The organism is Moorella thermoacetica (assembly GCF_001267405.1).
Lineage (GTDB): Bacteria > Bacillota > DSM-521 > Neomoorellales > Neomoorellaceae > Neomoorella > Neomoorella thermoacetica.
The window spans coordinates 1,321,772-1,334,641 of record NZ_CP012369.1; the positions used below are offsets into that span (position 1 = coordinate 1,321,772).

Genomic DNA, 12,870 nt, shown 5'->3' on the forward strand with positions numbered 1-12,870 from the left:
GTACCCCCCTCCGAAAATGCTTATCAAGTCATTGTGCTACCGGGTAGGACATGTTCCCTTCAGGCGCTGCGTGGTGACTACAGGAAACCTGCCCGCCAGTCTTTACGCCACCGGGGCGATATTGACAAAGGTGTCATAATAGGCCAAGCCAGGGCCGCTGCTGGTGATAGTTCCCATATCAGTGGCCAGGGGCGGGGTAAGGTCATTGATAACCTGGCCTCCGGGCAGGGGACGCTGGTGGCAGAGGATAGTTTGCGGTGGCACCAGTTCACTTATGACCACCGGGATTATAATCTCGCCCCACTCATTGTAAAGGCGGGCCTGGCTGCCGCTATGCAGGCCCTGCTCCCGGGCCAGCCGTGGATTAACCAGGGCCAGGGGTTCCGGTACATCACCAAGATTATAAAACTGGGAGTTCAGGCCGGCGCTGGTGTGGGGGGTCAGGAGACGGTAAGGGTAAGCCTCTGTACCCGCGGCTGCCGGCTGGTAAACCGGCAGTGATGGCAGGCCGGCTGCCGCCGCCCGGTCTGAATAGATTTCATACCGCCCGGAAGGAGTGGCGAACCGTCCCCCGGCCCAGGGATTGGCCGGTAGCTTTAATTCCCTGGGACCGTCCAGGAGATCACGGTAATGGTTTATTCCCAGCAACCGGTAAACCTCCGGGTTAAAAACCTGCTCCAGCCACTCTTCTTCCGTCCAACCGGAGGGAAAAGGACAACATCCCGGGCTGATTTGATTTAGAACCCTGGCCAGGTCACTCACCACCTGGATATCGGAACGGCATTCTCCCCCCGGAGAAACGGCCGGTTCATTGATTCCTATCCAGCGATGCCAGTAGCTGGGAACAACGTCCCAGCTTTCCAAAAAGGTCGTCACTGGCAGGAAGACGTCGGCCGCCCGGGCCGTTTCGGTCAGGAACTGGCCACTTAAGACCACCAGATCCAGATTCGCTAGGGCCCGCTGCAATTCTTGCGTTGTGGCGTTTTGCGCCAGGGGATTGGCGTTTGCCAGAAGGGCCATTTTTACTGGCGGGCTGTCGGCTTCCTCCAGGCCCCGGGCCAGGTCATAAACTGGTATTTGCCTCTCACTGCCGGCAGGGCGCATCCACTCCGGCCAGGAGGTAGTAAAAAGCTCGCTTGCTACCGGGCTGGCATAATAAACACCGCCGCCTTCACGGCCCAGGTTTCCGGTCATGGCCGCCAGGGCGTTGATGGCCCGGATGTTCTGGCCACCGTTGATGTGGCGCTGCAGGCCTATGCCTATCCAGATGGCTGCAGGGTTGCCGGCAGCATATTCCTCCGCCAGGCGGGCCATTAGCTCTAGCGGTACACCAGTAGCTGCCACCAGCTCCCGGGGGTCCAGGCCAGCCAGATATTCCCGCCACTCCGGCCAACCCCGCACATAATTTTCCAGGTAGTAATTATCTACTAACCCTTTCTGCCATAGTTGGTGGGCCAATCCTAAAGCCAGGGCGCCGTCGCTGCCGGGTTTTATCTGAACATAGAAGTCGGCCCGGGCCGCCGTGGCTGTAAAAATAGGATCAATAACAACCAGGCGGGCACCCCTTTCCCGGGCCTCGTAGATATATTCCATCTGGTGGACTGCCGTCCAGGCCGGGTTGGCCCCCCAGAGCAAGAGGTAACCCGCCCGGGCCATGGCTGCCGGGTCGGGGTGGTTGTGGGCGCCGTAACCATAGACCATGGCGTCCAGCCCGGCGCTCCAGCACAGGGACCCTGACGCTACAGTCACCTCTCCCAGGCTGCGGGCCAGCCAGTTCCATGCCTGGTGCAGGAGACCTATGTTACCCGAATTGCTGTAAAAGAAGACTGGCAAAAAGGAACCCCAACGACCCTTTAACTCCAGCATTTTGCCGGCAATGAGGGTCATGGCTTCGTCCCAGCCTATCCGGCGCCAGTTGCCTGAACCCCGGGGCTCCTGCCGTAAAGGGTAAAGTACCCGGGCTGGATGATGGAAAATATCCAGGTAGCTGTAGCCGAAACGGCAGAGGTGTCCCCGGCTGTAACCATGGGCCGGATCGCCGGCTAGTTCCTTGATTTTTCCCCCTTCTACCATGGAAATAAGGCCACAGGTGCTGTAACAATTCCGCGGGCAGATATGGCGATAAAACTTTGCCGCCATTAAGCCCCGCCCCTTCTGGCTGCCACGCCGGGGAGCTCACGGCTTAAGGTGCAGCGCAGGCATTCCATTGCTGTAGCGCCGGCCTGGAAGGTTTCTCCACAGCTGGCGCACCGGTGATTTGTGACGATAGCCAGGGTGCAGGTTGCCCCGGCTGCCATGGCCTCCAGAGGCAGGTCCTCTCCCCAGGCCAGGCTGTGCTGGGGGCATACCGCCAGGCAAAGGCCGCAGTGGTTGCAGCGGGATGGGTTAAACCTCAACTCCCCTTCCGTCAACTCCAGGGCCCCGGTCGGGCACAGCCGGCTGCAGATATTGCAGAGGTAACAGGGACCGGTTACTTTCAGGGCAGCCAGGGGCAAGCGGGCCGTTGCCGGGTAACCCCCTGCCGGCCTGGCCTCCTCCAGGGCCTGCTGCAGGATAAGGGCCCGTGACCTGGCATTCACAGCCTGGGGAGATTGGGAGAGCGGGGTAATTTCTACTCCAGGAATTTTGATCTTGCATACCAGGGAGCGGAAGAATTCGCGTCGGCCCATGACCGCCGGGACCGGGCCACCGGCCCTGCCAGTTGCACCACCATGAGCCGGGGCTGGCTTGAGATACCCTCCCCGGATCAGGCGCTCCCCGGGCAAACCCATAGCCCCCAGGGCCTGCTGGGCCCAGGCGAAAGAAGAGCGGAAGAGTCGCTCTCCCTTGTCCCCCCAGGGGCAGCCGGCACACTCTTCCGGGAGGTAGCGAAAACCTACTTGCCCCCTGACAGCCAGGGCGAGGATTACCTCCGGAGCGACGGCCCCCAGGCAGGAAGCTATTATCCAGCCATCCCGCCGGTGGTCTGCCAGTCCCCGGTTGCAGGCAAAGAGGGCTTTGCCGGTGGCGACTATACTCTCCCGCCCCCGGGCCAGGAAAAAGGAGTGGGTCCGCTCTGGATCCTCCAGGGCCCCCACAGGACAGGCTACAGCGCAGAGGCCACAACGCTGGCAATCCTTTATCCCGGGCCGGTCGTTACCCAGGTCAACACCCTTTACCGGGCAGACTTCCTGGCACCGCCGGCAAGTTACCCGGGGTGACTTCCCCCTGATACAGGCATCTCCCTGCACTCGTACCTGTCCCAATCCCGTCAGGGTAGCGGCGATAGTCTCCAGATCCAGTTTCCCCACCCCCCTGCTTTGTATAAAAGCGAGCTTTTAACGCCCGCTTTTAACTATTAATTAATATTATCGTACTTTCAGGTCCAGCGGTCAAGGCAACTGTCGACCCGCGCCCGCTTAACCTGAAACCTCCTTGACCTTAGAACTGGCCGATTGTAATACTGACGCCGGTGGCATAGAAAAGATAGCGGCTGGCAAGTTCGGCCAGGACGAGGAGCGCCAGGGCACCATAGAGCCATTGTCCTGTCAGGAGCGACCCCTTTTCGCCGTATGCCCGCAGGGCCAGGAAGGTAAAGACGATCCCCCCGAGCACTGCCAGGGCCTGGCTAAAGATCAGTACTGGTGCCGCCCCCAGGAGTAAGCGGGCCGTTTCTTGGGCCGCCACGGGACCGGCACTCAAACTAGCCAGGTAGGGGGGCAGGCTTAAAAGCTGCAAGGCCACGCCGATGACCGTCAGGATGCCCGTTATTTTTAGCATGCCTTGCTGGCCTTCTTGCCGGTTCCGGTAGGCCAGGACGGCGTAGAGGATGGCCCCCAGCACCAGGGCCGTAGTGTAAAAGACTAGATGGGTATAGGCTGTCTCCCATGCCGGCAGGATGGTGTGGACATATATGTTGGCCATACTGATAAGGGCCAGGATGCCGCAAAAGCCCGCCAGCCAGCCTGAAATCGCTTTAACCCCTTCGCCGGCCTGGGTCCGCAGTTCTAAATAATAATTCACCAGCCACAGGACGAAGAAACTTGCTGAGAAAAAGATCTCCCGGCTTAGCCATGAAGTCTTCAGGTTAAAGATGGCCCGTGGCGCTCCGAGGGGACTGCCCAGGTGTCCCAGAGAGACCACCATGCTGGCCGCCATGAGAATGCCCACCCACAGGAGAACCGGCTTAAGCCCTTCCCTCTGCTTCAAGTTCAATGCCTGGGCGACGACCATTAACCCTACGCTCATCTGAGCCAGTAAGGTAAAAAGCACCAGCGCCCATTCTTTACCCATCAGCTTCTCCTCCCTTTTCTATTTCCCCAGGGCTGCATCCCGGTGGGGAGTTATTAAAATTGAAGGTTTAGTAGTGTTGGGGTCAGGCAGGCCTTTAATCTGGTTGGTACCGCCGTATTTCTTTTTGAGCTCGTCCAGGGGGCCGAAATCCAGTACCCGCATGGGACAGGCGGCTACGCACGCCGGTTGTTCCCCTTTGGCCAGGAGATCGCGGCAGAAGTCGCACTTCCCTACCTTACCGATCTGGGGGTTATACTGGGGCGCCCCGTAGGGGCAGCTCCAGACGCAGTAGCGGCAGCCGATACATTTATTCTGGTCGACGAAGACGATACCGTCCTCGGGTCGCTTTTGCATGGCCCCGGTGGGACAGTTCTTAACACAGGGCGGGTCCTGGCAGTGGTTACAGCTCAAAGAGATCCAGTAGGCATAGACGTCGGCTCTAAAGGCATTATTGCCGGTTTCCGTATAACCGCCCCCGGCAATCTCACGGACACGCCTGAATAGCTGCCCTACCTCCAGGTCGTTTTTATCCTTACAGGCTATCTGGCAGGTAAAGCAGCCGATGCAGCGGTCCTGCTGTACATGAAAACCTAGTTGACCGGCCATATTTTTCTCCTCCGTTCTCTTTCTTACCTCTCCCGGTACCGCCAGGGAGGCAGGGCCTGCCCTTTAAGCTTTAGCCACCTGCACAAGGTTGGTATGCTGGGGGTTGCCGTGGGCCAGGGGCGTGGGATGATATTTGGTCAGGGTGTTGATGCAGCCCCGCTGGTCCACGCCGTTACTATCCGGTGTCCACCAGGCACCCTGGGGGATGGCCACCACCCCGGGCATAATCCGTGGCGTTACCTTTACCGGGATTATTAGCTCCCCGCGGTCATTGAAAACCCGCGCTTTATCGCCGTCCTTCAGGCCTCGTTCGGCGGCATCCCGGGGGTTAATCCACATCTCCTGCGGGGATGCCTCTTCCAGCCAGGGCACGTTGTCAAAGGTTGAATGAACCCGTCGCTTGTAGTGGGGTCCGATACACTGCAGGGGATATTTAGCCCGCAGGGGGTCCTGGGGACCTTCCCAGGCCGGGATATACTTGGGGATGGCCGGGATTTCCTTGGGGTTGTTCATAGCCCACAAGCGCGTTGAAAAAATTTCGATCTTACCCGAAGGTGTCTGAAAGGGATTGTTGGCCGGGTCCTTAATCTGTTTTTCATAGGCTACAATGGGGTCTTTGGGTGCTATTTTGTAGATACCCTTACGCCGGAACTCCTCAAAGCTTGGGAAGTTGGGGTCCTTTTGCCGGGCAACGTTAACTGCTTCCCGCAGCCAATCCTGCTCGCTTTTACCCTCGGTGTACTGGTCGCCAAAGCCCAGGCGTTTGGCCAGCTCGCTACAAACATCATAAAGGCTGCGGCACTCGTACATGGGGTCAACAACTTTCTGGTGATAAATGGCATAACCGATACCAGAAGCGAAGGTAACAATGTCTTCCCGCTCGAAGTGGGTTACATCCGGCAGCAGGATATCGGCAAACCTGGCACTGGGCGTCATGAAGACATCATGAACAAGGATGAACTCACATTTCTTCTCATCGGCCAGGATTTTAGCAGTCTTATTAATATCCGAGTGCTGGTTAATAAGGGTGTTACCGCCGTAATTCCATATCATCTTGATATCCGTCGAAAGCTTATCTACGCCCTTGACCCCATCGGCGGCAGTCAGTTCATGGCCGCGTTCAATAGCCTCCGGCCACATAAAGCAAGGGATCGAAGCTTTAACAGGGTTTTGCCCGGCCGGCATCCAGCCAACTACTACCCCGTGCCCGCCGTTACGGAGGCCGGGTCCGCCGCCGCGAATGCCGATATTACCTGTCATTGCCGCCAGGACTGGCAGGCCCCGTACTGGTTGTTCACCGTAGGCATGGCGTTGCCAGCCAAAGCCCTGCAGGAGACAGCATGGTTTTATGCTGGCAATCTGCCGGGCGAGTTTGATAATGGTGTCCCGGGGTACACCGGTGATGGCTTCCGCCCATTCCGGCGTTTTGGGAGTTTTATCTTCGCCCTGACCCAGGACATAGCTCTTGTAGGAGTTGCCGGGCGGGATACCAGGAGGCATATGCTCCTCGTCGAAACCCAGGCAGTACTTATCCAGGAAGGCCTGGTCATGGAGATTTTCATTAATCATTACATAGGCCAGGGCGTCAATGAGGGCGTTATCCGTAGTCGGTCGAATGGGAATCCATTCGTCGGCCAGGGTCACGGCCGTGTCGGTATAACGGGGATCGACAACAATTACCCGCGCCCCCTTCTCCTTGGCCAGGCGCAGGTAATAATGGCCGTTGGCCCCGCCCAGGCGAGTCTCGCCAGGGTTATCGGCAAAGAGAACGATAAGTTTGGAGTTTAAAAGGTCATCGGGGCTGTTACCTTCTACCGTACCAAAGGTATATGGAGCGGCATAACTGAAACAGGCCGAGCTATAGGTGTTGTAATACCCCAGGTATCCACCGAACATATTGAGGAAACATGGCAGGGCGCCACCAAAGGCCGGCGTAATCCAGGACTGGCTGACCTGGCCATAAACGCCGGTAGCATAATTGATATAGATCGCTTCGTTACCATAGTTGCTTTTGATTCGCTGTAGCTCTCTGGCAATAGTATCCAGAGCCTCATCCCAGGAGATCCTTTCAAATTTGCCTTCTCCCCGTTTACCTACCCGCTTCATGGGGTATTTTAACCGGTCGGGGTGATAGAGGCGTTTCCTCTGGGAACGTCCCCTCAGGCAAGCGCGGACCTGGGGGAAATCGGGGCTGTCGTTTCCCTCCTGATCAGGGGAAAACCAGGTTACCACCCCGTCTTTAACATGGGCATACAGGGGACAGCGACCACCACAGTTATGCACGCAACTGGTGGGGATAATAGTTTCCCCGGTCGCACCGGTAGCACCGCTGGCGACGGCCCCGGCCTTTTTCTCCCACATCAATGTCGTCAGGGCTGCGACCCCACCGGCAGCAGCCGCGCTAAGGGTTAAAAACTTACGCCTGGAGATGGGCTTGAGCCACAGTTTGGTGTCCTCAGCCATACTGCCTTTCCTCCTTTTTTAAACTGCGTTAACAATCACAGCGTAGGACCATATATTCTTTCAGCCACGCTTCTTTCCCTTTGGCCTGGGCACCAAAATTTCACCCCCCTTCTGTCCAACCGGAGAGGAGCCGCCTGTCCGGTCCTTAAAGTCAAATATCGGTTTCCGCATCAAATATTTCCGGGCGCGTCAGTTCGACCTTCAATTTCCGCAGGTAGCTACCATCCTGGCGTTTCTCCATTACGCTGGTCGAAATTCCCACCTCAATGTCGAGTCCCGCCAGCTCTTTAACCTTGCTGATATGAAATTCAAGGAAATGGTATTGCTTATTGAGGGTATACTGGTGGTAATTAATTTTCTTAAATACTTCCAGCACCCGGGGAATGTCGTCTCCAAATACCTTGGCCGATTTGTAGAAGTAATCCCGTGGTGAGAAATACAGGAAGGCATCTACTTTCTGCCCGTAGTTTTGCTGGTAAATCTGGCCGGTATTTTTATTTTCCAGGGAGCAATAGTGAATGCCCAGCTGCAACCCCTTCTCCAGGGCAAAGTCTATCAGCTCCAGGCAATCCAGCTCGCTCCCGGCTACCGGCAGGCCCCCGCCGTACCAGTAATTGTAAAGCACCCGATAGGGTGGATTCTTGATTTTATACCCCCTTTCGTTATATATATCCACATTATTGAAAGGAAAGCAGAACTCCAGCAAATTTATGCCAAAAATGCCTAGGCGATCCAGTTCCAGTAATACTTCCTGCATAGGTTTCCTGGTACCGGGCAGGACGGGCATTTCCACCATCACCCGGGGAATATACTCCCTGGCTAAGGCAATATGCTCGTAGGTGCGCCGCCGCACCCCTTCCGGGTCATGCAGCCTGATGCTGAAGCGTATCTCGTCCAGGCCAGTTCTTTGCAATTCCGCCAGCATCTCTTTGCCGGCCAGATCACCGGCCGTATAGAGGCGGGTATAAACGCCGGGAAATTTTTCTTTGGCGGCGCGGAAAAAAGCCAGGGTTTCTTCTGGATGAAGGAGAGGTTCGCCCCCCGTCAGAGCCACGTGTTTCATTTCCTGGCCGGTTCTTTGGAGATACTCCAATTCTGCCAGGCAATCCCTCTGATTATGGGTGTAATACTCGTAGCCTTCCTGGTTCGGGTTAAAACAGAAAAAGCAGTGACGGTGGCACTGAAGGGAGATGAAAAAGGTCAGGCTCCCCACGCCCTTCTGGCAGGCCAGGCACGCCGGGGAAATACCGTTGATATACAGGCTCTTGGCGTCGTTGCGGACTACGACGCCCTGCCGGCGCAAACCCTCTATTCGCTGCCGTGTCTCTTCCCGGTAATCCTCCCGGGCGACCGCTATGCCACTCCCCTGGATTTGCCGCATAAAATCCTCGTAGATCCTCGTGTACATCCCCGCGTACTTCGCCAGGTCGGGGTTTCTGATGCCCGCCAGCGTCTCCCTGCTGATCTCGATAAGCACAGGCGTACCCCCTACTGATGGCTACCGGAACCCTGGGGTTGATAAAATTGCGGCCTAGCTTATTTCCTGGCCTCATCTGCCGGTTGAATGGTTATCGAGGGATGGGTTATGCTGGCGTCCGGCAGGCCCTTGACGTCCGCCGTGCCGCCGTATTTCCGGCGCAACTCCTCAATATCCCCGAAATCCAGGGCGCGCATCATGCAGGCGGCGACGCAGGCTGGCTGCTCGCCTCTGTCGATTAAATCCGCGCAGAGGTTACATTTGCCCACCTTACCCTCGGAGGCGATATACTGCGGGGCACCGTAAGGGCAAGACCAGACGCAGTAGCGGCAACCGATGCATTTGTTCCGGTCCTGCATGACAATCCCGTCTTCCCTTTTATAGAGGGCGCCGGTAGGACAATTCCGGACACAGGGTGCCTGGGCGCAGTGGTTACACCCCAGGGAGATGTGATAAAACCAGGGGTGTGGAAACTTGCCGCCCTCTACGGTATAGACCCGGCGAAAGAGCACCCCCACCTCCAGGTTATTTTTATCTTTACAGGCTACCTGGCAGGTCTTACAGCCGATGCAGGCAGTCATGTCGTAGTAAAACCCCAGTTGAGCCATAATCCCGCCTCCCTAAAAAACGATGCGCAGGGGCCACTTGTCATCAGGCGGCAAGGGCGCCCCAGTCCATTTTTCGACCTGAACATTACACGAGTTCCAGCCTGAGATACCCTGGCCCGTAGGGATGGCGCCGCAGAGGATATTATCGGCACCGGCTTTATCGATACCCGTCTTTTCGTCCATCTCCACCCAGGCGCCGTGGGGGCAGGCGACAACGCCTGGCATTATCCGCTCCGACAGATGTACCGGGCGCAGGGTCTTGCCGTGGCGGCTGGTGATCAGGATGGTGTCTCCCTCTTTAATCCCCCGCCCCACGGCATCGACTGGATTCATCCAAGCGTGGTTGAGAAAGGCCTCTCGCAACCAGGGAATATTGTCAAAAACGGAGTGGGACCGCCGGAGATAATGGGGCGTAATTAGCTGCAGGGGATAATCCCCTTTCACCTTTTTGGCCCAATCGGCAAAGGTGTCCTCATAACCCTCCCGGGGAGGGTTGTAAGTTGGTATGGGCCTGATTTGCGTCCAGCCCTTATCCTTCACCATCTTGGCCAGGGCCTGGGAATAAATCTCCAGTTTGCCGGTCGCCGTCTTTAAGGGGTGACCCTGGGGGTCCTCCCGGAAGTCCTTCAGGGCGATAAAGCCCAGCTTGTCCCCGGGTTTCCGAGGTACCTGGTAAATACCTTTCTCCTGGAATTCCTGCAAAGTTATCCGGCCCTGCTGGGGCGCGCCCTGGACGCCCCAGGCGGCGATGTCCGCTGCCGTAATGGTCAAAAGCTTCTCAAAGCCGGAACCGTCCTCCTTCATTACCTTTGCCCCGGCCAGCTGGTTGAAGAGTTGCTGTTTGGGGGATATTGGGTAAGCCTGCCGGGGGTCAAGGCCCAGCCTCTTGGCCAACTCAATGGCGATCCACTGATCGTCCCGGGCTTCATAAAGGGGTTCGGTTATCCGGGTGTAATAGATCAAGATCTCCCGGTTGCCGGTAAGGAGTCCTCCTTCCCGTTCCCACTCAGTAGTCACCGGGAGAACGACGTCAGCATATCTGGAGTTTGTTGTTAAAAACTGGGAATGGGAAACGACAAACTCCACCTTGCGATGGGCCTCAATACCTTTGGTCATCCCGTCCCGGGTCTGCAGGGTGGCGCCGCCGCCGTGGTAAATCATCTGGATATTGATCTCCCGGATATCGTTATAACCGGCGGTGTATTTACCTTTGAGAATTGCATCCCAAATCTCGCTGTCATTGATGCTGTCGGCAACCGGGTTTTTAATGCTGGGCAAACCGTTGCTGCCGGGGACAACTAGGGGCGGCCCGCCGTTACTGGCGCTCTGATGGCAGCTGACGCCCGTCATTCGGCCCGGCTGGCCGATGTGGCCCGTCATACAACCCAGGGTCATGAACATCTGCGGCCAAGAATCACTATTATGGACCCTGGCTGGCGCCCAGCCGGTAAGAAGGGCGACCCTTTTAGTAGTGGCGATTTCCCGCGCCAGGCTGCGAATCTTCTCGGGGTCTACGCCGCAGATCTCCGCCGCCCACTCCGGCGTCTTGGGTACACCGTCATAGGTCCCCAGGACATAATCTTTAAAATTCTCTTTGGGGTCCGCCCCTGCCGGCATGTGGTCGGCATCGAAACCAATGGTACAGCGGTTAAGAAAATCCCAGTCGATTAACGGGTTGGTGACCGGGTCGTCTTCTTTAATCAGGGTATAGGCCATACCCAGGAGCATGGCGTGGTCGGTGGCCGGCCGGATGGGGATCCACTCCCCTCCCAGGACCCTGGCTGCTTCGGTGTAGATAGGGTCGATAAAAATGAATTTAGCTCCGGCCTTTTTGGCCTGCAGGTAATTATAGGTAGGGTTGCCCAGGCTGCTCCAAGCCGGGTTGGCTCCCCAGAGGACAATGAGCTGCGAATTCCGCAAATCAAAGCGGTCGTTGTGGCTGAATTTATAATAACCATCCGCCAGACCGATGATGTCACCGGCGTAACGCCAGGAACCCCACGAGGTAGTACCCCAGTGGGATACATAGCCGCCGTAGAGGGCCAGGATATTACTAATTTCATTGCCGCCGCCGACAAAAATAGCCCTGTTACCGTATTTCTCCTTGATCCGTTTTATCTCGCTGGCTACAATGTCCAGGGCCTCTTCCCAGGAAATACGCACCCATTCGTCCCGGCCCCGGAGTTCCTTATTGCCGCCGCCAGGTTTCCAGTGCTTACGCTTCATGGGATACTTCAACCGGTCGACGCCAAAGGCCTGCTTGCGCTGGGAACGACCCCGGGCGCAGCCCCGCTGCTGGGGGTAATCAGGGGTGTCGGGATGGGTATCGTCGGTCTTTTGCCGCACTACCACCCCGTCAACTACATAGGCTTTATTCAGGCAGCGGCCGCCGCAGTTATGCCAGCAGGCGGCGGTAAGCCACTGCCCCTCCTTACTCGCCAGTTTGGCCGCCTGTGCCTTGGAGACTCGGGTGAGCCCGTTGGTGCAACCCGACAGGGTAAGGGCTGCCGAGGCAACGGCCGTCGATTTCAGGAAAGCCCTGCGGGTCATTTTGTATTCCATGGCTTTTTCGATGAGATTACTCATGTTTCCCTCACCTCCGGTAAAGTCCCTCGAAGCTTACCTTGTTACGCCCTCTCAGGCAATCGCCTGCAAAATTTCTGCAATGGCCTGCCGGTCCAGGTAGATAAATCCCTTCAGCAGGCTGGCCATTCCCTGGTAAAAATCAGTAGACGAGCTATGCATTACATCCCCGGCAAAACGGGGCACCCATTTCAGGAGGTGATCAGCCATAAATACCTCCTGGTCTTTAAGTATTGCTTCAGCTCCCGCAGTATCCCTGACGGCCACCTTCCCCGCCACCATTTCGCTCAACCTGAACATGAATTCCAGTTCCATCCCCAGGTGGTCATCGGCCTCCTGGTGATAGTTCCTGGGGATAAAGCCATACCTAAGATAGATGCGCCTGACGGCCAGGGTTTCTTCCTGGAAAAGTAGGCGCTCGTCGTTTAGATAGGCCGATTCCCACGGTGGTGCCGGGAGTTGGTAGGGACCGACAAACATACGGGTATAATCCCACCGTAGCCTCTCCAGTTCTTCACCCCGGGCGTCCGCCGCCAGGGAGGTATACCTCTCCAGGTATTTATTTACCTGGTCCACCCCGGCCCCGATTTCCTGGTTATCTTCGGCAAAAGGAAACGAAAGGATTACTTCATCCCGCTCCAGGAGGTCGATAAACTCCCGGGAAGGCTCCTGGATAAAGGTGTTGCGCAATAAGTTATAAGCAAACTTCCTCGCCTCGCATAGAATCTGAATGCCTTCCCACTTCATTGCCTCGTCGTTGGTCATGGGCCGCCCTCCTTTCGCGCTTTTTAACTGTACTAACGTTCACATGTTTAAAAAGAACTTTACTTAGTTCGTGCATGCAAGTATTTCAACGTGCCT

General features: G+C 56.8%; 9 protein-coding genes. All 9 read right to left on the bottom strand.

Annotated features, from left to right (window positions below):
• Positions 1-102 precede the first annotated feature (102 nt).
• Positions 103-2,139: a molybdopterin-dependent oxidoreductase gene (locus tag MOTHE_RS06630; RefSeq protein ID WP_011392895.1), complete on the bottom strand. Its 2,037-nt coding sequence runs from the start codon at positions 2,137-2,139 to the stop codon at positions 103-105.
• Positions 2,139-3,290 (bottom strand): DUF362 domain-containing protein, encoded by a 1,152-nt coding sequence (locus tag MOTHE_RS06635; RefSeq protein WP_011392896.1) that lies wholly within the window; start codon positions 3,288-3,290, stop codon positions 2,139-2,141. Before MOTHE_RS06635 ends, MOTHE_RS06630 begins: the two co-directional genes overlap by 1 nt.
• A gap of 130 nt (positions 3,291-3,420) precedes the next feature.
• A complete protein-coding gene (locus MOTHE_RS06640; protein WP_011392897.1) occupies positions 3,421-4,272 on the bottom strand; it encodes a dimethyl sulfoxide reductase anchor subunit family protein in 852 nt (283 codons plus the stop codon).
• An 18-nt stretch (positions 4,273-4,290) separates the two neighbouring features.
• Entirely contained in the window at positions 4,291-4,878 is a 588-nt protein-coding gene (locus tag MOTHE_RS06645; RefSeq protein WP_011392898.1) for a DMSO/selenate family reductase complex B subunit, read from the bottom strand.
• Between the two features lie 63 nt (positions 4,879-4,941).
• Entirely contained in the window at positions 4,942-7,341 is a 2,400-nt protein-coding gene (locus tag MOTHE_RS06650; RefSeq protein WP_053094828.1) for a DMSO/selenate family reductase complex A subunit, read from the bottom strand.
• Positions 7,342-7,492: 151 nt separating this feature from the next.
• A complete protein-coding gene (locus tag MOTHE_RS06655; protein ID WP_011392900.1) occupies positions 7,493-8,818 on the bottom strand; it encodes a radical SAM protein in 1,326 nt (441 codons plus the stop codon).
• Between the two features lie 59 nt (positions 8,819-8,877).
• Positions 8,878-9,426 carry a DMSO/selenate family reductase complex B subunit gene (locus MOTHE_RS06660; RefSeq protein ID WP_011392901.1) on the bottom strand — a complete coding sequence of 183 codons (549 nt, stop codon included), beginning with the start codon at positions 9,424-9,426 and terminating at the stop codon, positions 8,878-8,880.
• 12 nt (positions 9,427-9,438) lie between these two features.
• Positions 9,439-12,012: a dimethyl sulfoxide reductase subunit A gene (locus MOTHE_RS06665; protein ID WP_053094829.1), complete on the bottom strand. Its 2,574-nt coding sequence runs from the start codon at positions 12,010-12,012 to the stop codon at positions 9,439-9,441.
• A 51-nt stretch (positions 12,013-12,063) separates the two neighbouring features.
• Positions 12,064-12,774 carry a TorD/DmsD family molecular chaperone gene (locus MOTHE_RS06670; RefSeq protein ID WP_011392903.1) on the bottom strand — a complete coding sequence of 237 codons (711 nt, stop codon included), beginning with the start codon at positions 12,772-12,774 and terminating at the stop codon, positions 12,064-12,066.
• Positions 12,775-12,870: the final 96 nt, after the last annotated feature.

Excerpts from the sequence above, each read along its gene's own strand:
- MOTHE_RS06630 (WP_011392895.1), bottom strand. The coding sequence starts at position 2,139 with ATGGCGGCAAAGTTTTATCGCCATATCTGCCCGCGGAATTGTTACAGC.
- MOTHE_RS06640 (WP_011392897.1), bottom strand. The coding sequence starts at position 4,272 with ATGGGTAAAGAATGGGCGCTGGTGCTTTTTACCTTACTGGCTCAGATG.
- MOTHE_RS06645 (WP_011392898.1), bottom strand. The coding sequence starts at position 4,878 with ATGGCCGGTCAACTAGGTTTTCATGTACAGCAGGACCGCTGCATCGGC.
- MOTHE_RS06650 (WP_053094828.1), bottom strand. The coding sequence starts at position 7,341 with ATGGCTGAGGACACCAAACTGTGGCTCAAGCCCATCTCCAGGCGTAAG.
- MOTHE_RS06660 (WP_011392901.1), bottom strand. The coding sequence starts at position 9,426 with ATGGCTCAACTGGGGTTTTACTACGACATGACTGCCTGCATCGGCTGT.
- MOTHE_RS06665 (WP_053094829.1), bottom strand. The coding sequence starts at position 12,012 with ATGAGTAATCTCATCGAAAAAGCCATGGAATACAAAATGACCCGCAGG.
- MOTHE_RS06670 (WP_011392903.1), bottom strand. The coding sequence starts at position 12,774 with ATGACCAACGACGAGGCAATGAAGTGGGAAGGCATTCAGATTCTATGC.